Annotated in this window: 21 protein-coding genes; 10 read left to right on the top strand and 11 right to left on the bottom strand. The window is 74.1% G+C overall.

From position 1 onward, the window contains the following. Window positions 1–2 precede the first annotated feature (2 nt). Both IE118_RS28805 and IE118_RS28810 read left to right on the top strand, forming a co-directional pair. The gene (locus IE118_RS28805; protein WP_189561010.1) at window positions 3–764 is read left to right on the top strand and encodes a phosphoglyceromutase; all 762 of its coding nucleotides are present in this window, start codon (window positions 3–5) and stop codon (window positions 762–764) included. A 195-nt stretch (window positions 765–959) separates the two neighbouring features. Continuing rightward, entirely contained in the window at window positions 960–1,181 is a 222-nt protein-coding gene (locus IE118_RS28810) for a hypothetical protein (RefSeq protein WP_189561011.1), read from the top strand. 230 nt (window positions 1,182–1,411) lie between these two features. Here the strand turns inward: IE118_RS28810 and IE118_RS28815 are convergent, their stop codons facing one another. Beyond that, window positions 1,412–1,624: a hypothetical protein gene (locus tag IE118_RS28815; RefSeq protein ID WP_189561012.1), complete on the bottom strand. Its 213-nt coding sequence runs from the start codon at window positions 1,622–1,624 to the stop codon at window positions 1,412–1,414. Window positions 1,625–1,682: 58 nt separating this feature from the next. Between IE118_RS28815 and IE118_RS28820 the strand changes: the two genes are divergently transcribed. Next, on the top strand, window positions 1,683–2,456 hold the full coding sequence (locus IE118_RS28820) for a methyltransferase domain-containing protein (RefSeq protein WP_189561013.1): 774 nt from the start codon (window positions 1,683–1,685) through the stop codon (window positions 2,454–2,456). 9 nt (window positions 2,457–2,465) lie between these two features. Here the strand turns inward: IE118_RS28820 and IE118_RS28825 are convergent, their stop codons facing one another. Beyond that, complete coding sequence (locus IE118_RS28825; protein ID WP_189561014.1) at window positions 2,466–3,134, bottom strand: GNAT family N-acetyltransferase; 669 nt, start codon at window positions 3,132–3,134, stop codon at window positions 2,466–2,468. Window positions 3,135–3,180: 46 nt separating this feature from the next. Beyond that, window positions 3,181–3,603: a DUF2000 domain-containing protein gene (locus IE118_RS28830; RefSeq protein ID WP_189561015.1), complete on the bottom strand. Its 423-nt coding sequence runs from the start codon at window positions 3,601–3,603 to the stop codon at window positions 3,181–3,183. Between the two features lie 49 nt (window positions 3,604–3,652). Between IE118_RS28830 and IE118_RS28835 the strand changes: the two genes are divergently transcribed. Next, on the top strand, window positions 3,653–4,501 hold the full coding sequence (locus IE118_RS28835) for an AraC family transcriptional regulator (protein WP_189561016.1): 849 nt from the start codon (window positions 3,653–3,655) through the stop codon (window positions 4,499–4,501). Here the strand turns inward: IE118_RS28835 and IE118_RS28840 are convergent. Next, entirely contained in the window at window positions 4,455–4,988 is a 534-nt protein-coding gene (locus tag IE118_RS28840; RefSeq protein WP_189561017.1) for a type III secretion system chaperone family protein, read from the bottom strand. The genes IE118_RS28835 and IE118_RS28840 overlap by 47 nt on opposite strands. Further along, window positions 4,981–6,318: a D-inositol-3-phosphate glycosyltransferase gene (gene mshA, locus IE118_RS28845; protein WP_189561018.1), complete on the bottom strand. Its 1,338-nt coding sequence runs from the start codon at window positions 6,316–6,318 to the stop codon at window positions 4,981–4,983. The genes IE118_RS28840 and mshA overlap by 8 nt, the downstream gene beginning before the upstream one ends. 233 nt (window positions 6,319–6,551) lie before the next feature. On the opposite strand from mshA, the gene IE118_RS28850 reads away from it, so the two are divergent. From IE118_RS28850 to IE118_RS28860, 3 genes are all read left to right on the top strand, one after another. Beyond that, window positions 6,552–7,343: a class I SAM-dependent methyltransferase gene (locus IE118_RS28850; protein ID WP_189561093.1), complete on the top strand. Its 792-nt coding sequence runs from the start codon at window positions 6,552–6,554 to the stop codon at window positions 7,341–7,343. A gap of 301 nt (window positions 7,344–7,644) precedes the next feature. Continuing rightward, complete coding sequence (locus IE118_RS28855; RefSeq protein ID WP_189561019.1) at window positions 7,645–8,736, top strand: C40 family peptidase; 1,092 nt, start codon at window positions 7,645–7,647, stop codon at window positions 8,734–8,736. A 380-nt stretch (window positions 8,737–9,116) separates the two neighbouring features. After that, window positions 9,117–10,487 carry a PP2C family protein-serine/threonine phosphatase gene (locus IE118_RS28860; RefSeq protein WP_189561020.1) on the top strand — a complete coding sequence of 457 codons (1,371 nt, stop codon included), beginning with the start codon at window positions 9,117–9,119 and terminating at the stop codon, window positions 10,485–10,487. A 45-nt stretch (window positions 10,488–10,532) separates the two neighbouring features. On the opposite strand, the gene IE118_RS28865 is transcribed toward IE118_RS28860, so the two are convergent. The 3 genes from IE118_RS28865 to IE118_RS28875 all read right to left on the bottom strand — a co-directional run bounded on the left by IE118_RS28865 (window position 10,533) and on the right by IE118_RS28875 (window position 12,304). Next, window positions 10,533–10,865, bottom strand: a complete 333-nt coding sequence (locus IE118_RS28865; protein ID WP_189561094.1) for a DUF2516 family protein — start codon at window positions 10,863–10,865, stop codon at window positions 10,533–10,535. A gap of 127 nt (window positions 10,866–10,992) precedes the next feature. Next, the gene (locus IE118_RS28870; RefSeq protein WP_189561021.1) at window positions 10,993–11,649 is read right to left on the bottom strand and encodes a hypothetical protein; all 657 of its coding nucleotides are present in this window, start codon (window positions 11,647–11,649) and stop codon (window positions 10,993–10,995) included. Between the two features lie 79 nt (window positions 11,650–11,728). Further along, window positions 11,729–12,304, bottom strand: a complete 576-nt coding sequence (locus IE118_RS28875) for a helix-turn-helix domain-containing protein (RefSeq protein WP_189561022.1) — start codon at window positions 12,302–12,304, stop codon at window positions 11,729–11,731. 141 nt (window positions 12,305–12,445) lie between these two features. Here IE118_RS28875 and IE118_RS28880 point away from each other — a divergent pair, with 141 nt between their 5' ends. Next, window positions 12,446–13,342: an alpha/beta fold hydrolase gene (locus tag IE118_RS28880; protein WP_189561023.1), complete on the top strand. Its 897-nt coding sequence runs from the start codon at window positions 12,446–12,448 to the stop codon at window positions 13,340–13,342. After that, entirely contained in the window at window positions 13,339–13,938 is a 600-nt protein-coding gene (locus IE118_RS28885; RefSeq protein WP_189561024.1) for a DinB family protein, read from the top strand. Before IE118_RS28880 ends, IE118_RS28885 begins: the two co-directional genes overlap by 4 nt. Window positions 13,939–13,978: 40 nt before the next feature. On the opposite strand, the gene IE118_RS28890 is transcribed toward IE118_RS28885, so the two are convergent. Beyond that, window positions 13,979–15,223 carry an aminotransferase class V-fold PLP-dependent enzyme gene (locus tag IE118_RS28890; protein WP_189561025.1) on the bottom strand — a complete coding sequence of 415 codons (1,245 nt, stop codon included), beginning with the start codon at window positions 15,221–15,223 and terminating at the stop codon, window positions 13,979–13,981. Between the two features lie 217 nt (window positions 15,224–15,440). Continuing rightward, window positions 15,441–15,791, bottom strand: coding sequence for a winged helix-turn-helix transcriptional regulator (locus IE118_RS28895; RefSeq protein WP_189561026.1), 351 nt, complete (start codon window positions 15,789–15,791; stop codon window positions 15,441–15,443). Between the two features lie 50 nt (window positions 15,792–15,841). On the opposite strand from IE118_RS28895, the gene IE118_RS28900 reads away from it, so the two are divergent. Further along, window positions 15,842–16,729, top strand: coding sequence for an NAD(P)-dependent oxidoreductase (locus IE118_RS28900; protein WP_189561027.1), 888 nt, complete (start codon window positions 15,842–15,844; stop codon window positions 16,727–16,729). A gap of 6 nt (window positions 16,730–16,735) precedes the next feature. On the opposite strand, the gene IE118_RS28905 is transcribed toward IE118_RS28900, so the two are convergent. Then, on the bottom strand, window positions 16,736–18,943 hold the full coding sequence (locus IE118_RS28905; RefSeq protein WP_373303239.1) for an aminoglycoside phosphotransferase family protein: 2,208 nt from the start codon (window positions 18,941–18,943) through the stop codon (window positions 16,736–16,738). Window positions 18,944–19,079: the final 136 nt, after the last annotated feature.

Below are 19,079 nucleotides of genomic sequence, written 5' to 3' on the forward strand. Positions count from 1 at the left end.
CCATGGCCGACGCACCGTACAAGCTGATCCTCCTCCGCCACGGCGAGAGCGAGTGGAACGAGAAGAACCTGTTCACCGGCTGGGTGGACGTCAACCTCACCCCGAAGGGCGAGAAGGAGGCGACGCGCGGCGGCGAGCTGCTCAAGGACGCCGGCCTGCTGCCCGACGTGCTCCACACCTCCCTCCAGAAGCGCGCGATCCGCACCGCGCAGCTCGCACTGGAGTCCGCCGACCGCCTGTGGATCCCGGTGAACCGCAGCTGGCGCCTGAACGAGCGCCACTACGGCGCCCTCCAGGGCAAGGACAAGGCGCAGACCCTCGCGGAGTTCGGCGAGGAGCAGTTCATGCTGTGGCGCCGCTCCTACGACACCCCGCCGCCCCCGCTCGCCGACGACGCCGAGTACTCCCAGTTCGCCGACCCGCGCTACGCGACCCTCCCGCCGGAGCTGCGCCCGCGCACGGAGTGCCTGAAGGACGTCGTCGTCCGGATGCTCCCGTACTGGTTCGACTCGATCGTCCCCGACCTCCTCACCGGCCGCACAGTCCTCGTCGCCGCCCACGGCAACAGCCTGCGCGCCCTGGTCAAGCACCTCGACGGCATCTCGGACGCCGACATCGCGGGCCTCAACATCCCGACGGGCATCCCCCTGTACTACGAGCTCGACGCCGACTTCAACCCGGTCACCCCCGGCGGCAAGTACCTCGACCCGGAAGCAGCGGCAGCCGCCATCGAGGCCGTCAAGAACCAGGGCAAGAAGAAGTAGCCCTCACGCTGTCGAGCCCCCTGTCCGCGCTTTCTTCGCGGGCAGGGGGCTTGTCGCTTTTCCGTTGGCGGGGCGTGATCAGGCCGCCGGCCTGCGGTTTCCGCACGGGGCGGGGGCGTGGTGGCACGAACGGGATGAGGATGGGAGACGGTGGCCACAGCGGGTGGGGGTGTCGGGGTCGCATACTGGGGGGTGATGACTAAACCTCATGCTTCGAAGCGCCATCTGCCCACCAGCCCCTTCAAGGCCGCGGTCGCACCGGCTCCCAAGCACTTCGCCGTGGGCGACCAGGTCACCCACGACGTGCACGGCCTCGGCCGGGTGATCGGCATCGAGGACGGCATCGCCGTGCTCGTGGACTTCGGTTCCGCGCAGCTGCGGATCCTGAGCCCTTATTCCAAGATGACCAAGTTGTAGTACCGCTGTGCCCGGTCACGGCACACCAGGCCCCCTCGGGGGCCTGTACCGAAAGAGAGCGTTCTCATCGACCTGACCTCGCTGTTCTCCGCTCCGGAGACTCAGCCCAGCGGTCCCGCCGCGGCATCGCCGCCCCCGGTGACCAATCCCTTCCAAAGCCCCGAGTTCGGGGAGGACGAGGCCTACGGGCCCGAGGAGGGACAGGAACCACCCGCGTCATACCACCTGAATTAGCGGCCGGTCCTGCGGCGCGAGGGGAAGCGTCGCCGGAAGCGGTCGGCGACTTCGCCCACGACGATCACGAACGCGGCACCCGCCGCGCTGCCGGCCAGGCCGATCGGCTGATCGGTGACGGCACCCAGGAACACGAAGAGAGCGGTGACGGCGGCCCACCACGCCGTCCACCAGCCGAGTACCACCCACCGGCGTCGTCGTCGTGTCATGCGATCACGATAGGACGAACCGCTGAACCGGACGGGGCACGGGTGCTTGACTGCGTCCATGTCGACGACTCTCGGGGTGCCCACGCCCGACCAGGCCTCCTACATGCTGCGGGCCGCCGCCGGTGACGCCGGGCGCGCGTACAAGCGGCGGATGCTCGACCTGCTGGACATCCGGGAGGGGCACGCCGTCCTGGACGCGGGCTGCGGCCCGGGGACGGACCTGCCGGCGCTGGCGGAACGCGTCGGTGACGGGGGGACCGTGATCGGCGTGGACCGGGACCCGGCGATGCTGGACCGGGCCCGCGCCCGCACGCAGGGCCTGCGCCCCGTGGAACTGCGCTCGGGGGACGTCCACGCGCTGCCCGTGGAGCCGGGGACGATGGACCGGGCCAAGACCGACCGCGTCCTCATGCACGTCGCCGACCCGGCGGGGGCGCTCGCGCAGCTCCACCTCGTCACCCGGCCCGGCGCTCTGGTGGGCCTGGCCGAACCCGACTGGGACACGCTGATCGTCGACGCCGACGACCTCGACACCAGCCGTGCCTTCACCCGGTACACCACGGCGGAGGTGGTGCGGAACGCGACCATCGGCCGGAGCCTCGCCCGCCTCGCCGAACAGGCCGGTTTCCACGTCGAGGCGGTCGACGCCACGACCCCCGTCTTCCGCTCGTTCGACGAGGCCGACCACACCCTGGGGCTCGGCCGGAACCTGCGGAGGGCCGTCGACGCGGGTCACATCGACCGGGGCCGCGGCCACGCCTGGTTCTCCGCCCTGTCCCGGGGTCCCTTCTACGCGTCGTTCACCCTGGTCAGCGTGGTCTGCTCACGCTGACCCGCCCGGTCACGCCGGTCCCCGGGCGATCAGGACGTCGGCCCGGTGGTGCCAGCCGAGGGAGGAGTAGAGGCGTTGGCCCTCCTCGCTGGCGAGCAGGAGACCGGTACGGGCCCCCTGGGCCAGGGCGGCCTCCGCCAGGGCGCCCATCACGGCGCGTCCCAGGCCGCGCCGGCGGTGTTCCGGGTCCGTCTCGACGCGGTCGACCGTCGCGTCCGCGCCGACCACGGCGACGGTGCCGCGTGCCGCCACCTCTCCGGTGGGGCCGCGGAGGGTGACCTCCGTGACGGGTCCCTCGGTGCGCGCCTCGATCCCGTACGGCGCGGCGGGGGCGTGTCGCGGGTGCCCGGTGAGATCGGTCGTCATGAGCCATTCGGACCGGCGGTGCAGTTCCAGTCCGGCGGCGTCGACGGCGGACTCCACCGCGCCCGGGCGCAGCGTGGGCACGGTGAGCCAGGTGACCTGCCGTGCGGCGGCGACCGCCGCCGCCAGCCGTGTCACGGACCCGGGGTCCTCGTCCGCCCGCAGCGCGAACACCTCGACCTCGCGGCCGGGTTGGCGGCACTCCGACCGCAGACCGTCCCCGGCGGACCCGGCCGGTTCGGCCCCGGGCAGGGAGCGGGCGACCGTCCAGCCGGTCAGCCAGCGTCGTATCAGCTCGGGTGCGATCCTCGTCATCCGGCGATTGGAACACGGCCGCGGCCCCGGGGGCACGTCGTGTGTCTCACGGGTGCATGCTCGCCCCCTTCAGTACCTTGTCCACCGCGTTCCGCGGGCCGTGCACGGCCAGGCCGACCAGGTCCAGGTCCGTCGTGCCGACCGCCCGGACCGCCGCCCGGTTCGCCTCGTCGTGGCCCGTCGAGAAGAGGTCGGACGTGAAGACCGCGCGGGGCAGGGCCCGGGTCAGGGCGCGCGCGTGGGCCGCCTTCAGGACCTCCTTCGTGCCCTGGAAGACCAGCACCGGCTGGCGGAACATCGGCAGGTAGGGCACGCCGTCGGCGTCCTCGTACGGCTCCCCGACCACCTCGGGTGCCTGGGTGCCCAGGCCGCTGACCAGGAACGCGGTGACGTTGAGGCGCTGCCAGGGCTCCAGGTCCTCGCGCAGCAGGACGGCGATCTTCGTGTCGAAGCGGGGGCTCGTGTTCATGCGCCGAGACTGCCGATCCGGGCGCGCCGCGGTCTTGTACGTTGTTTGCATGCCTTCGAAGGCGACCCCCCGGGCGGGCTCCGGTACGGCGGGCCCCGGCGCGGCGGTCACCGCGTGGCGGCCGGGCGTGCCGGGTGTCGTCGAGGTCTTCCACGCCCGCTTCACCGAGTACGCCTATCCGATGCACGTGCACGACGCGTGGACGCTGCTCATCGTCGACGACGGCGCCGTACGGTACGACCTCGACCGGCACGAGCACGGCACCCCGCACGACACGGTGTCCCTGCTGCCGCCCCACGTCCCCCACAACGGCGCCCCCGCCACCGCCGGCGGGTTCCGCAAGCGGGTGCTGTACCTGGACGGGAGCCGGCTGGGGGACGACCTCATCGGGGCCGCCGTCGACCGGCCCGATCTGCGCGACCCCGTGCTGCGCCGGCGGGTCGGGCAGGTGCACGCGGCGCTGGTGCGGCCGGGGGACGAGCTGGAGGCCGAGAGCCGGCTGACGCTGGTCGGGGAGCGGTTGCGGGAGCACCTGCGGTCCCGGGAGGCCGGGGCGGCGCCGCGGCGGGATCCCGTACTGGCGCGGCGGCTGCGGGAGTTGCTCGACGCGCGGGTGGTGGAGGGGCTCGCCCTGGCGGAGGCGGGCGCGCTGCTGTCCGCCCATCCGGCGCACCTGGTACGGGCGTTCAGCACGGCGTACGGCATCGCGCCGCACCAGTACCTGATGTCACGCAGGGTGGGGCGGGCCCGGCGGATGCTGCTGGAGGGGTGGCCGGTGAGCGGTGTCGCGGTCGCCACCGGCTTCTACGACCAGGCCCATCTGACCCGGCACTTCCGGCGGCTGGTGGGGGTCACTCCGGGGCGTTACCGGGCGACGGGCGCTCCAGCAGGTGGGTGAAGGCGTCCAGGTTGCGGGTGGATTCGCCGCGTGAGACGCGCCAGTCGTACTCCTTGCGGATCGCGGAGGCGAACCCGAGCTCCAGCAGGGTGTTGAAGCTGCCGTCGGCGGCCTCCAGGACCTGGCCGAGGAGCCGGTCGACCTCCTCCGCGGTGACGGCGGGCAGCGGGAGCCGGCCGGTGACGTAGATGTCGCCGAGCGGGTCGACGGCGTAACTCACGCCGAACAGCTTGAGGTTGCGTTCCAGGAGCCAGCGGTGGACGCCGGCCTCGTTCTCGTCGGGGTGGCGGATGACGAAGGCGTTGAGGGAGAGCGTGTGCCGGCCGGCGATGAGGGAGACGGTCGTGGACAGCTTGCGGGTGCCGGGGAGTTTGACCACGTAAGTGCCGGGTGCCGGGCTCTCCCAGTCGAGTTCGGCGTCCTTCAGGACACCCTCGATGACCTGCGCCGCCCGCTGCTGCTCTGCTTCCGTCGCCTTGTCAGCCATGGTGCGAGCGTACGTGACGGCGGTGGGCCTGGGTGGCGGCCGTGTAGACGTCGGCGGTGGCGGCGGCCGCGGTGTCCCAGCCGAAGGACTGGGCGTGCCGGGTGGCGGCCTCGCCCATGCGGTCGGCGAGGTGCGGGTGGTCGGCGAAGTCGCGCAGCACCCCGGCGTACGCCCGCGGGTCGTGCCCCTGCACGAGGAATCCGGTGTGCCCGTCCCGCACGGCGACCGGGAGGCCGCCGACCGCGGCGGCGAGCACCGGGGTGCCCGCGGCCTGCGCCTCTATGGCGACCAGGCCGAAGGACTCGCTGTAGGAGGGCATGACGAGCACCGACGCCGCGCGGAACCAGTCCGCGAGCTGCTCCTGCCCGACGGGCGGGTGGAAACGCACGACGTCGGCGATGCCGAGCCGGGCGGCGAGCTTCTGCAGCCCCTCCGGCTTGGCGAGGCCGCTGCCGCTGGGGCCGCCGACCACGGGGACGCAGATGCGCGAGCGCAGCTCGGGGCGGTCGTCGAGGAGGGCGGCGATCGCGCGCAGGAGGACGTCGGGGGCCTTGAGGGGCTGTATGCGTCCGGCGAAGAGGGGGATCAGGGCGTCGCCCGGCAGGCCGAGGCGGGCCCGCGCGGCGGCGCGGCCGTCGGCGGGGCGGAAGCGGCCGAGGTTCACCCCGGGGTGCACGACGGCGACCTTGCCGGGGTCGGCCGCGTAGTGCCGGACGAGCTCGTCGGCCTCCCCGGTCGTGTTGGCGATCAGCCGGTCGGCGGCGGTGACGATCTGGGTCTCGCCGATGACCCGCGCGGCCGGCTCGGGGGTGTCGCCGTCGGCCAGGTTGGCGTTCTTGACCTTGGCCATGGTGTGCATGGCGTGCACCAGGGGGACGCCCCAGCGCTGCGCGGCGAGCCAGCCGACGTGGCCGGAGAGCCAGTAGTGGGAGTGGACCAGGTCGTAGTGGCCGGGGCGGTGGCCGGCCCAGGCCTGCATCACGCCGTGGGTGAAGGCGCAGAGCTGGGCGGGCAGCTCCTCCTTGGCGAGGCCCTCGTAGGGGCCCGCGTCGACGTGCCGGACGAGGACGCCGGGGGCCAGCTCGACGGTGGGCGGCAGCGCGGCGGCGGTCGCCCGGGTGAAGATCTCGACCTCGATGTTGATCGCGGCGAGGCGCTGCGCGAGCTCCACGATGTAGACGTTCATGCCGCCCGCGTCGCCGGTGCCCGGCTGGTGGAGCGGGGAGGTGTGCACGGAGAGCATCGCCACGCGGCGCGGCCTGCGGTGCAGGCGCAGCCGCGACGGTGCGGCGGGGGAGCGCCGCCCGAGCCTCGCGATGTACTGGCTCACGTGGCGTTCCTCCTCGCTGCGGCACGGCTCTCGGAGGGTCGTCCGGGCCCTCGGAGTCCTCAACACCGGAGGGTTCCGTTCCCATTTCCGGCGGGGCTCCCCGGCCCCGGACTTTGCCGAATCATTACCGGTTCTCGCTCAACCGTTCGAGGGATGGGTGCGTGGCCACCGGACCGGCCGGGTGTCCCCTTACCCTCGTGCCTATGACCGTCCGCGCCGCCTCCCTCCCCGTCGTGGGCACGGTGACGCGCGGCACCACCAACCCCAACCGGCTGCGCCGCATGGACCGCTGGATCGCGGCCACGCACGGCGCGGAACTGCGCCGCGCGCCGGATCCGGTCGCCGTGGACCTCGGGTACGGCGCCGCGCCGTGGACGGCGGTCGAGCTGCTGGACCGGCTGCGCGCCGCGGCACCGCGCACCCGGGTGGTGGGCGTCGAGATCGAACCCGCGCGGGTCGCCGCGGCCCGGCCGTACGAGCGCGAGGGGCTGGCCTTCGTGCGCGGCGGCTTCGAGGTCCCGGTACCGGGACGGCCCGCGCTGGTCCGCGCGGCGAACGTGCTGCGCCAGTACGACGAGGCCGAGGTGGCCGCCGTGTGGCGCCGGCTGTGCGCGCGGCTGGCGCCCGCCGACCCGGTGACGGGCAGCCGCGGCGGGCTGCTGGTCGAAGGCACCTGCGACGAGATCGGACGCCGGCACGTCTGGGTCGCGCTCGGGCCCGAGGGGCCGCGCACGGTGACCTTCGCGACCCGGCTGGGCTCCCTGGACCGCCCCTCCGACCTGGCGGAACGGCTGCCGAAGGCCCTCATCCACCGCAACGTCCCCGGCGAGCCGGTGCACGCCTTCCTGCGCGACTTCGACCGCGCCTGGGCCGCCGCCGCGCCCTACGCCTCGTACGGCGCACGCCAGCGCTGGATCCGGACGGCCCGGGACCTGACGGCCGACTGGCCGGTGACGGACGGCCCGGCGCGCTGGCGGCAGGGGGAGATCACGGTGCGCTGGGAGGCACTGGCCCCGCGCGGCTGACCCCGCACGGCCGACGCGCGGGGCCGGTCCGGGCCGGTCCGCACCGCCGGCCCGCGCCGAGCCCGACTCGACCCGCGCCGCGTCGGACCGAAGCAGGCTCGCCCAGGGGCGCACGAACGCCCCCACTCCACGGGAACGTTCTCCGTGAGTCGTTCGTCACCTTGACGGGGCCGGCACCGTGCCCGGGAATGACGGGTGGGGAGAGTCGGGACGTACTTCCTCTGTCGTTTCGCGCGTCGGCATGGCAGCATCCCCACGACGACCAGATGTTACTGACGGTTAATCAGGTGGGGGTGGCGTCATGGGGACGGGCAGGCGCGGGTTGCTCACGGCGGCCGTGACGGTGGTCTGCGCGGTCACCCTGCTGGCCGCACCGGGTACGGCGTTCGCCGCGCCCACTCCCCCGCCGCCCCCGGGCACGACCGCGAGCGTCACCGTGGTGGTCAGCGACAAGGACCTCGAAGCGGTGCGCGAGAAGCTCGACAAGCTTTACCGCGCGGCGGCCCTGGCCACCGACGAGTACAACGCCGCCGAGGAGAAGGCGCGCGAGCAGTCCGCCGAGATCGTCCGGCTGGCGGAGAAGATCGTCGAGGGCCGGGAGAGGCTCGAGGAGCTCAAGGGCCGCGCGGGCGCCGCGGCCGCCGCCCAGTACCGCGGTGGCGGACTGCCGCCCGAGGCCCGCCTGATGCTGAGCGACGACCCGCAGGACTTCCTCGACGGCGCGGGCAGGGTCGGGCGGGGCGAGCACGCGACCAAGGGGCTGCTCGGGGAAATGACCCGCACCCAGCAGGACTTGGAGCAGTACAAGCAGGACGCGGACGCCCAGTGGGCGAAGCTGGAGGCGGGCCGCAAGGCCAGGGCCACGGCGCAGCGGAAGATCGAGAAGCAGATCGAGGCGGCCGAGAAGGTCGAGTCCGAACTGGAGCAGGAGCAGCGGGAGCGCCTGGTCCGGCTGGAGAAGCAGGCCGCCGCCCGGGCCCAGGCGAGCTGGCTGGGCTCCGGCATCCTCGACGAGATCGACGGCAAGGCGACGGAGCAGGGCAAGAAGGCCGTGGCGTACGCCACCGCGCAGATCGGGAAGCCGTACCAGTGGGGCGCCGAGGGGCCCAACACCTACGACTGCTCCGGACTGACCTCGCAGGCCTGGGTGTCGGCGGGACGGGGCATGCCGCGCACGTCACAGGCGCAGTGGCAGCAGCTCGAGCACGTCGACGTGAAGGACATGCGGCCCGGCGACCTCATCATCTACTTCGGTGACGCCAGCCACGTCGGCATGTACGTCGGCGACGGCGTCATGGTGCACGCCCCGCGCCCCGGACGGGCGGTGACGCTCGCGGGGGCCGGTTCGATGCCGATCCTCGGGGTCGTACGACCGGACGCGACCGCGAACTGACGCGGACCGGCCGGCGGGCGCGGCGTCCCGCGCCGCCCGCACCGGCCGGCCGGCCGCACCGCCCCGATCCGCTCAACGCCCCGGATACGGGGGCAAAGTGACCCACGGCACGTCGATCTTGCGGTCGCGCGGCGCGGGACGTGACGTTCGTCATCCGCCCGGCGCCCGCGGCCTGTCCAACTGCGGTAGCAAACGCGGCATATGACAGGGGCCGCCGGCGGAACGGGGTGGCTCACGGCATTCCGCTGCGGCGCCGTCAACCGCTATCGTCCCCGTTCGAAGGGGCAGCCCCGGCTGGCACGCAGAGCCGAGAGCCGGGGACAGGGTCGAGATCCGTCGCCCCCGCCATGCCCTCGGGGGGAGGGAAGGAACCCGGAACAATGCCCGCACCCGTACCGCGGCAGAGAGCGATCCCGGCCGCGGAAGGTGGTCAGGCGCCGGCCGCCGCACAGCGCAACGGCTCCGTCCAGGACTCCGCGGAGGCCAGGACGGCGGCCCCGCACACGGCCGCCCCGACGTCCGGGAGCGGCGCCGCGGACCGCACCGGCACCGCGCCGGACCGGTCCGAGACGGCCGCCCACACCAACCTCACACTGCTGCTGATCGAGAACGACCCCGGTGGTTCACCGATCGTGCCGGACCTGCTCGACCAGTCCGGCAAGCCGATCCGCGTCCGCACCGCCCGCAACCTCACCGAGGCCGAGCGGCTGCTGACCGACGACGTCCACTGCATCCTGCTGGACCTCGCGCTGCCTGCTCCGGGCCGCACGGGCGACGGCGACGAGCTCGCCGTGCTCAAGCACGTACTGGAACTCGCGCCCCGGCACGCGGTCCTCGCCCTCACCGGTGCCGACGACACCGAGCGCGGCGCGGAGGCCGTACGGGTGGGCGCGCAGGACTACCTCGTCCGCGACGAGCTGGACGGCCGGCTGCTGAGCCGCGCGATCCGCTACGCGGTGGAGCGCAAGCGGTCCGACTCCGCCGAGCGGCGGCTCGCCGAGGGCCGGGTGCGCGCCCAGGAGAACCGCCGGCTGGAACGCGGCCTGCTGCCGACGCCCCTGCTGGACGGCTCCTCGCTGCGGTTCGCCGCCCGCTACCGTCCCGGTCGCTCGCGCGCCCTGCTCGGCGGGGACTTCTACGACGTCGTCCGCACCCCGGACGGCACCGTGCACGCCATGATCGGCGACGTCTGCGGGCACGGCCCGGACGAGGCCGCCCTCGGCGTGGAGCTGCGGATCGCCTGGCGCGCGCTGACCCTGGCGGGACTGTGCGGGGACCAGCTGCTCGGCACCCTCCAGGAGGTGCTGGAGCACGAGCGCTCGGACGACGAGATCTTCGCGACCCTGTGCACGGTCGACATCGCGCCCGACGGCCGCCGGGCGGGCCTGTGCCTGGCCGGCCACCCCTCACCCCTGGTCGCCCGCCCCGGGACGCCCGCGCGCCTGCTGCCGTTCGACAACAACGGACCCGCGCTCGGACTGCTGCCCGGCGCCCGCTGGCCGCGGACGCAGGTGGAGCTGGGCGCCGAGTGGAGCCTGATGCTCTACACCGACGGCCTGATCGAGGGCCGGGTCGGCGACACCGGTGAGCGGCTCGGCCAGGACGGCATGGTGGACATGATCCGCCGGCAGCTCGCGGCGGGACTCCGCGGTGAGGAACTGCTGCGGACCGCCGTCAACGAGGTACGGGACCTCAACGGGGGCGAGCTGACGGACGACGTGGCGGTGCTGCTGCTGGACCGGGGCGTGTGAGCCGTCCCCGCGCCCTTCCCGGCGCGGGGACCGCCCCGCCCTGGATCAGCGGTTGCCGTTGTACGGGCCGTAGGGGCCGTCGCTGCTGGAGCCGCCGCGGGCGCGGCCGCCGCCGGACAGCCCGCGCAGGGCCGGACGGACGTCGACCATGTACACGATGGTCGCGATCAGACCGATGATCGGCAGGAACGACAGGATGTTGAAGACCAGGTTCACCACGAAGGCGAGGCCGAGGATGATCAGCCAGAACGGCTTGGTCTTCTTGTCCGCCGCGCGGTAGGCGTCCTCACGGCGCGTGGCCGCGTCGATCAGCGCGAAACCGCTGAACACGATCAGGGCCATGCTCAGCAGCCACATGAACCCGGCGAAGCCCTGCATCAGCACTACGTCCACCACCCGACTCGGCTCGTCATCTACGCCGTCACCGTACCCGCAACCCCGGTCCGGCTATCCGGGGAACGGGCCGGGCTTCCGGTAAGTGCCCGGCCCGTCGCCCCGGCCCGTCCTACTTCGCGGGCGGGGTGGTCTTCTTCGCGGCGGGCTTGCGCGCCGGGGGCTTCCTGGCGGCGGCGGGCTTGCCCGCCTCGGCGGACCCGTTCGTGGCGCCGTTGGCGGAGCCGTTGGCGCCGGTGGCCGCGGCGGGCTTGTCACCGGTGACCTCGACCGGCTGCGGCCGGGGCGCGGGCTTCGGCTCGGTGACGGGCTCCGGGGACGGCTCGACGGCCACGGCGATGTCCTCGATGCTCTCGGCGGCCTCGCCGCGCCACGTCTTCACGGTCTGCTCGCCCCGCTCGGCGACCTTCTCGTAGGTCTCCCGGGCCTTGACCGCGTACTCGGCGGCGATGCCGACCCCGCGCAGGGCGAGGTCCTGGGCGTTCTCACCGAGCTTCTTCAGGTCGGTGTCGAGCGAGCCGATGAGCTCGCCGACCCGGGCCTGGAGGGTCTCCTGCGTCTCCCGGACGCGGACGGTGGCCCGCTCCTGGACCGCCTTGGGGTCGGTGTTGCGCACGGCCTCGATGCGGGCCGGGGCCTCGGCGCGCAGCTGCTCCACCAGGGCCGGCACCTTCTTGGCCTGCTGCAGCGCGAGGTCGGCGGTGCCGGCGGCGAAGTAGAGCGGAGTCGGGTCGCTGAGGGTCTTGCGCAGGTCGTCGGTGATGGCCATGGTGATGGTTCTCCCGGATGTCGTTCTCGGCTGAGGGTTGGTGTGTGGTCCGCGGTGGGCGGCCGGTGCCCTGGTCCGGCTAGCCGGCCGTCCGCCGCGGATCGCTGTCGCTGTCGTTGTCGCTTCCGCCGGCCGCGCCGGGCCGGCCCGTGCCGGACGAGCCCCCGCGGGCCGTACGGCTCCGGCGTATCACGGCATCGCCCTGCGGGACGTCCACCGCGCGGGCGTCCGCGTCGGCGGCCGCGGACACCCCGGCCGCTTCCGCCGTCCCGATGTCCTCCGTCGCCTCACCGTCCTCGGCGCCGCCAAACCCGTTCTCCTTGCGGAAGGACTCGTAGATCTGGAGCAGCACCTGCTTCTGACGCTCGGTCAGCGTGGGGTCGGCCAGCAGCGCGGCGCGGGTCTCCACCTCGTCCCGGTCGCGCTCCGCGTCGAGGATGCCGGCCCGGACGTACAGCGTCTCGGCGGAGATCCGCAGCGCCTTGGCGACCTGCTGCAGCACCTCCGCGCTGGGCTTGCGCAGTCCGCGCTCGATCTGGCTGAGGTACGGGTTGGACACCCCGGCGGCGTCGGCGAGCTGCCGCAGCGACAGCTGTGCGTTGCGCCGCTGCTCGCGCAGGTACTCACCGAGATTGCCGACGTTGAGCGATGCCATGTCTCCACCCTGCACGACCCCGCTAACTATTGCAAGCACCTGCTTGCAAAAGTGCGCCGCGCCACAGAACGGGGCACGCGGCCGACGGCGGGTGGCGTGATGTGATCTTGTGGCGGTGATCGTCGTGTTGGACGCTGGGGCATGCCGAACACACCGACCTTCGTCCTCGTCCACGGGGCCTTCGCCAACTCGTTCTCCTTCGCGCCGTTGCAGGCCGAGCTCGGCCTGCTCGGGCACCGCTCGGTCGCCGTCGACCTCCCGGGGCACGGCTTCGAGGCGACCTTCCCCGCCGCCTACCAGGCTCCCCAGGACCTGGACGCCCTGGGCGCGGAGCCGGGCGGCATCAAGGGCGTCACCCTCGCCGACAACGCCGCCCGCGTGATCGAGGTCCTCGAACGGGCCAGGCGGAACGGGCCCACCGTCCTCGTCGGCCACAGCCGGGGCGGCGCCACGATCACCGCCGTCGGCAACGCCCGGCCCGAGCTGATCGACCGGATCGTCTACGTCTCCGCCTGGTGCCCCGTCACCCTGGACGTCGGCGGTTACTACGCCGAGCCGGAGATGGCGGACGTCGACCCGGGCGCCTTCGCCGCCGCGCTCGTCGGGAACCCGGCCGAACTGGGCCTGCTCCGCACCAACTTCCGCACCGCCGACCCGGGGGCGCTCGCCGCGTTCAAGCAGGCGTTCGCCGCCGACCTCACCGACGACGAGTTCCGGACCTTCCTGAACACCTTCCAGCCCGACGAGAACCTCGACGCCGGCACGTCCGCCGACCGGGCGCGGGCCGCCACCTGGGGCCGGATCCCCCGGACGTACGTCCGCCTGGCCGCCGACGCCAGTGTGCCGCCCGCCGTGCAGGACCGGATGATCCGCGAAGCCGACGCGCTCACCCCCGACAACCCCTTCGACGTCCACACCCTGGACGGGAGTCACCTGCACTGGCTCGTCCACCCGGGGCCCGCCGCCGCGCTGCTGTCGGAGCTCGCGGTGCCCGCCAGTGCCGCGCGGCGGCCCGCGGAGGACGGACCGGCCGCGTGACCGCGCCGGAGGATGCCGCGCGGGCCGACCTGCTCCACTACCTCCAGTCGGCCCGCGACGCCCTGCTGTGGAAACTCGACGGCCTCTCCGAGTACGACGTCCGCCGGCCGATGACGCCGACCGGCACCAACCTCCTGGGGCTGGTGAAGCACGCGGCCGGCGTGGAGCTCGGCTACCTCGGCGACACCTTCGGCCGTCCGTCGGGGGAGCCCCTGCCCTGGCTGGCGGAGGCGGCGGAGACCAACGCCGACATGTGGGCCACCGCCGAGGAGTCACGCGCGTCCGTCGTGGCGCTGTACCGCCGGGCGTGGGCGCACGCGGACGCCACCATCGGTGCCCTGCCGCTGGACACGCCCGGCCGGGTCCCGTGGTGGCCGGACGGCGGGGACGGGGTGACGCTGCACCACGCCGTGGTCCGCGTGATCGCCGACACCCAGCGGCACGCCGGCCACGCCGACATCCTGCGCGAACTGCTGGACGGCACCGCGGGAACGGCCGGGACCGGCACCGGCCTGCCGTCCACCGACCCGGCCTGGTGGCAGGCCTACCGCGAGCGGCTGGAGCGCGCCGCCCGCGAGGCCGGGCGGGAACCCTGACCGGGGCGCCGGCCCCGGCCGGTGCCGTGGCCGGGCCGCGTCAGGCGGTGCCGTGCCGCTGGGCGCGTGCCGCGCGGGCCCACTCGCCGAGCACGGGTACGCACCGTTCGGCGAAGTACTCGTAGTCCTCGGCGGTGTTGTAGACGTGCGCGGACAGCCGCACGTAACCGACCCCGCCGAAGCTGGTGAACGCGGCCTCGACGCCCAGCTCACCGGCGGCCCGGTCGCGCAGCGCGTCGGCGGCGAGGCGGCTGCCGGCGAGGCCGTCGGGCAGCCGCACCAGCCGCATCCCGGGCACCGGCATACCGACGTCGACCCGGGCGTCCTCGCCGGTCAGCGCCGTGAACGCGGCGCCCACGACCCGTTCGCCGTACCCGGCCAGCTCGTCCATGTAGCGGCGGGCGGCGGGCCAGCCCCAGGCGGACTCGATGAGGTCGAGGGACGTCCGGGCGGCCAGGTACGAGGTGGCGTCGACCGTGCCCTGCTGGTCGAAGCGGTCCGGGTAGGGGTCGTGGGCGCCCCAGGAGTCGATCAGCGGGTGGAGGCCGTCGCGCAGCGGACCGCGCGCCACCAGGGCGGCGGCACCGCGCGGCGCGCAGCCCCACTTGTGCAGGTTCCCCGCCCAGAAGTCGCAGGCCAGTCCCGCGAGGGGGGCGGCGATCAGTCCGGGTGCGTGCGCGCCGTCGACGAGCAGCGGGACGCCGCGCCTGCGCAGCGCGGCGCCGATCCGCTCCACCGGGAGGCGCCGGGCGGTCGCCGAGGTGATCTGGTCGACGACGACGAGCGCGGTGCGCTCCCCCACCTCGGCCGTCACGGCCTCGTACGCCACCTCCTCGTCCGCGTCCAGCGGCACCCTCGCCGTGCGCACCCGGCCGCCCCAGCGGCGGGCGAGCCGCTCGGCGCCCGTCGTCACGGCGCCGTAGCCGTGGTCGGTGACCACGATCTCCCCGCCGTCCCGCCGCTCCAGACCGGCGTACACGACGCTCGCTCCGGCGCTCGCGTTCGGCACCAGGGCGAGGTCGCCGGGGTCCGCGCCCAGGAAGGCCGCCAGCCCGATCCGGGCCGCCGCGATCCGGCCCGGCAGCTCCGGGAACCACACCACCGGCGCGCGCTCCATCTCCGCCCGCAGCTCCTGCTGCCGCTCCTGGGCGGCCAGCGGTACGGCACCGAAGGAGCCGTGGTTGAGGTGGCGCAGGGCGGGGTCCAGCGACCACGCCCGCGCCGCCGGCCGGCCGTCGGCCAGCAGCAGGGGGCGGGGTGCGGTGGTGACCTCGGTCTCGCTCACATGACTCCCATCCGCGAGGGACATCCCACTGTCGGACCGAGTATCAGGTCCTCACCCGTCCCGGGGGACACCGCGGTCGTCCCGGGCCGGGACACACCCACTTATTTGTGCGTACTTGGCACCCCGCCGCGGCTGGTCCAGCCTGGTGGTGAGCCGATCGGGGCGCGCGGAGGGAGCGAGGTGGTGCGGACGGCTTTCAGACGGCCGGAGGGACGGCCTAGGAGGCCGGGGGGACGGCCTCGGCCAGCCGCTCCAGGCGGCGGTGCCCCCAGTCCGACACGGGCCCCAGCGCCCCGGCCAGTTCACGGCCGAACCCGGTCAGCGAGTAGACCGTCTTCGGCGGCAGCACGTCGTACACCTCCCGGTGCACCAGACCGTCCGCCTCCATCTCGCGCAGGGCGTCGGTCAGCACCTTCTCGCTGAGTCCGGGCACCTTCCGCCGCAGTGCGGCCGGCCGGTGCGGGCCGGACTCCAGCAGCCACAGCAGCGTGGTCTTCCACTTGCCCTCGATCACGGCGATCGCGGCGGTCACCCCGCACACGTCCGGATCGTGCCGCCGGTGCACCACAGCGCGCCCCTTTCCTCACCAATACACCTTTACCTTAACGGAGTTGTCCCATGTCCGAGTCCACCTCCCGCCCCTCCGTGACCGTCCTCGGTCTCGGCCCGATGGGCCGAGCGCTGGCCGCCGCCTTCCTGGACGCGGGCGTGCGCACCACCGTCTGGAACCGCACCCCGGGAAGGGACGGCGAGCTGGTCGCCCGGGGCGCGGTCGCGGCCGCCTCGCCCGAGGAGGCGGTGGCCGCCGCCCCGCTGACCGTCGTCTGCGTGGTGAACTACGACGCCTCCGACGCCGTTCTGCGCCGGGCCGCCGTCACCACCGCCCTCAAGGGCCGCACGGTCGTCAACCTCAGCGCGGACACCCCCGGCCGTGCCCGGGACACGGCCGACTGGGCCGCCCGGCACGGCGTCCGCTACCTGGACGGCGCGATCATGACCCCGACGCCGACCATCGGCACCGCCGACGCGGTGTTCCTGCACAGCGGCCCGGCCGACCTGTACGAGGAGCACCGGCCGGTACTGGCGGCGCTCGGCGGCACCCACACCCACCTCGGCGAGGACGCCGGCCGGGCCGCCGCGTACGACATCGCCCTGCTCGACATCTTCTGGACGGCGATGGCCGGCTACACGCACGCCCTCGCCCTGGCGCGGGCCGAGGGCGTCACCGGCGCGGAACTGGCCCCCTTCGCCCACGGCATCGCCGCGATCCTGCCGCCGCTGTTCACCGAGTTCGCGGCCGACGCCGACGCCGGCACGTACTCCGGCGAACTGAACCCGGTCACCTCGGCCGTGTCCACGATGGCCCACGTCGTCCACGCCTCCGAGGCCCACGGCATCGACGCGAGCGTCATGCGCGTCGTCGAGGGCCAGGCCCGCCGTGTCATCGCCCTGGGCCACGGCACGGACGGGTACACGCGGGTCGCCGAGCTGATCGCGCGGCGCTGACGGCCCCTACGTCCGCACCGGGGCGAAGTCCGGGTGGGCCGGGAGGCGGAGGGGCAGGCCGAGCGAGCCACCGGCGACGGCCAGGGTCGCCGCGTAGGAGCTCACCGCGCGGCGGACGTTGGGCGCGTCCAGGCTCGCGCCGGTCACGATGCGGTCCAGGTCGATGTAGGCGGAGCGCACGATCTCCAGCCGGCGGTAGGCCTGCCAGTCCCCGCGCCAGTCCCGGGTGTACTCGGACGGCAGGCCCGCCTCCCAGCGGCGGAACATCCGCTCCCGGATCTCCGGCCGGGTGGGGGTGAGGTGCATGTGCCGGACCAGGTCGTAGAGGGGATCGCCGACCAGGGCCATCTCCCAGTCGATGACGGTCAGCGCGTACGGGTCGTCACGGCGGACGAGGTTCCACGGGTTGAGGTCGCCGTGCAGCAGCGACGGCTCCCGGTGTCCGACCTCCTGGCGGGACAGGATCTGGTCCAGCCGCTCGGCGTCCGGCAGTCCCAGTTGCCGGCCGAGCTGCTGCGTCCTGCTGGGCAGTCCCTTGACGAGACGGACCAGCTGGTCCTTGAGCCAGCGGTAGAAGCCCCCTTCCCCGGCCGCCGGGTCGAGCTGCCGGTAGTCCACCCGGGTCAGGGCGCGGAGCTGGTCCACGAGTCCGTCCGCCTCGTGCGGCAGCAGGCCGTTCACGGGGTGGCGCGGAGGACGGTCGATGTCGCGCGGGCCCACGTAGGTGTGGATGGCGAAGGGGTCGTTCAGGTACGTCGCCCCCAGGGCCAGCGCTCTCGGCGCCGCCACGGCGACGGCCGCCTCCTCGATGGCGCGCAGCACGGCGTGTTCGCTGAGGAAGCGGGGCTCCTGTCCGCCGGCCCCGGGCAGCCTCCGCCGTACGACGACGGGATGCTCGACGCCCGGCACCCGCACCACGGTGTTGAGGTGGGCCGTGCCCCTGAAGACCCGGCTCGCGGGGGCCGCGCCCTCCACGGCCAGGGCGTTCCGGACGGCCGTCTCGGGGAAGTCGGCGGGCAGGGACAGCCGCCGGTCCGGCTGCCAGCCGAAGGCCCGGGCGGACAGGCCGCGGTCCGCCCGGCCCCGGCGGCGGGACGCCAGCCAGCGGAACAGCGCCCGTCCGACCTCCCGTTCACCGGGCACGTTCCGCAGGCGCAGGGGTGCGGCGGCCGCCTCCAGTGCCCGGCCGACCTCTGCCGTCGCCGCGTCCAGGTTCTGCTGCGAGAAGTGCCCCTCCAGGGACCGCGCCGCCCGCACGACGTCCGGGAAGACGGACTGCGCCCGCTCGAAGGCCAGGTAGTGGCCGAGGTCCTTGGCGAGCCCGTTGACGGCGGCGGGGCGGACGCGCCGCACGGCCTCCTCCCACGCCGCGATCACCTCCGGCCACTGGTGGTCCGGGTAGCGCGTGCGCAGCAGGTGGGTCGCCAGGCCGTGGAGCGGATCGCCGTAGGTCGCCGGCTCCCAGTCGACGCAGACGAGGGGGAGCGTGCCGCTGGGGGCGACGATCACGTTGTCACGGTGCAGGTCGCCGTGGAGCAGGCTGTACGGTCGCCGCGCCATGAGGGGCGCCCGGCCGGCCAGCCCCGGCAGGGCGTCCTCCGGGATGCCCAGGGCCGCGAAGAGCCCGCCGAAGGCGGCCTCATGGGGCCGGCGGATCTGCCGGTCGGCCAGAAGGGCGAGCGTCCGCAGGAAGCCCTGGCTGTCGGTGTCGTTGCGGGGCCAGCAGGAGGGCAGGGGCGGGAGGACACCGCGCCGCACCTGGGCCAGCCGGGCGAGCAACCCGGCCAGGTCCTTGATCAGCGGCGTGTCCACGGGCTGGTCGTCCCCGCAGACGGCGGACAGCGGCACCCCTTCCACATGGCTGTGGATGGCGAAGCCGGGCCCCTTGGCCAGGCACTGCGGCACGTGCGGCAGGATCCCCCTGACCGCGCCCAGGATCTCCTCCTCGTCGTCCCAGGTGATGATTCCGGCGGGCAGTGCCCCGGCCCGGCGGATCCGGACCGTCACGCAGGTCCCTGCCTCCCGTCCCAGCAGCCGTGCCTCCGGCTCGGTCAGCGGGAGCACGTGGTGCCGGTGGTGCCGGCCGCCGCCGGCGAGCCCGTCCCGGACGGCGCGTCGCACGACGGCGCGGATCCGGGTGTCGGAGATCTCGGCCGTGACCGCGGGTGCTGTGGGTCCCCCGGGGGCGAGTCGGGGAAGGGGTGCTGCGCCCACGGGCCGCTCCGGGAGGTACGAGGGGACTCACGACAAGCTGGCCACGGGATCTCCGGGCCCGCGCGCGGGGGTACTGCGTGCGGGACCGCGTCGGGCGCGACGTCACCCGTCCGCCGAAGTGCGGAAGGCCGTTCGG

Origin of the sequence: Streptomyces pilosus (assembly GCF_014649835.1) — a bacterium.
Taxonomy (GTDB): domain Bacteria; phylum Actinomycetota; class Actinomycetes; order Streptomycetales; family Streptomycetaceae; genus Streptomyces; species Streptomyces pilosus.

Coding starts and splice junctions, on each gene's coding strand:
- IE118_RS28810 (WP_189561011.1), top strand. CDS start 960: ATGACTAAACCTCATGCTTCGAAGCGCCATCTGCCCACCAGCCCCTTC.
- IE118_RS28830 (WP_189561015.1), bottom strand. CDS start 3,603: ATGAACACGAGCCCCCGCTTCGACACGAAGATCGCCGTCCTGCTGCGC.
- IE118_RS28855 (WP_189561019.1), top strand. CDS start 7,645: ATGGGGACGGGCAGGCGCGGGTTGCTCACGGCGGCCGTGACGGTGGTC.
- IE118_RS28815 (WP_189561012.1), bottom strand. CDS start 1,624: ATGACACGACGACGACGCCGGTGGGTGGTACTCGGCTGGTGGACGGCG.
- IE118_RS28820 (WP_189561013.1), top strand. CDS start 1,683: ATGTCGACGACTCTCGGGGTGCCCACGCCCGACCAGGCCTCCTACATG.
- IE118_RS28870 (WP_189561021.1), bottom strand. CDS start 11,649: ATGGCCATCACCGACGACCTGCGCAAGACCCTCAGCGACCCGACTCCG.
- IE118_RS28880 (WP_189561023.1), top strand. CDS start 12,446: ATGCCGAACACACCGACCTTCGTCCTCGTCCACGGGGCCTTCGCCAAC.
- IE118_RS28865 (WP_189561094.1), bottom strand. CDS start 10,865: ATGCAGGGCTTCGCCGGGTTCATGTGGCTGCTGAGCATGGCCCTGATC.
- IE118_RS28805 (WP_189561010.1), top strand. CDS start 3: ATGGCCGACGCACCGTACAAGCTGATCCTCCTCCGCCACGGCGAGAGC.
- IE118_RS28825 (WP_189561014.1), bottom strand. CDS start 3,134: ATGACGAGGATCGCACCCGAGCTGATACGACGCTGGCTGACCGGCTGG.
- IE118_RS28860 (WP_189561020.1), top strand. CDS start 9,117: ATGCCCGCACCCGTACCGCGGCAGAGAGCGATCCCGGCCGCGGAAGGT.
- IE118_RS28840 (WP_189561017.1), bottom strand. CDS start 4,988: ATGGCTGACAAGGCGACGGAAGCAGAGCAGCAGCGGGCGGCGCAGGTC.
- IE118_RS28900 (WP_189561027.1), top strand. CDS start 15,842: ATGTCCGAGTCCACCTCCCGCCCCTCCGTGACCGTCCTCGGTCTCGGC.
- IE118_RS28835 (WP_189561016.1), top strand. CDS start 3,653: ATGCCTTCGAAGGCGACCCCCCGGGCGGGCTCCGGTACGGCGGGCCCC.
- IE118_RS28875 (WP_189561022.1), bottom strand. CDS start 12,304: ATGGCATCGCTCAACGTCGGCAATCTCGGTGAGTACCTGCGCGAGCAG.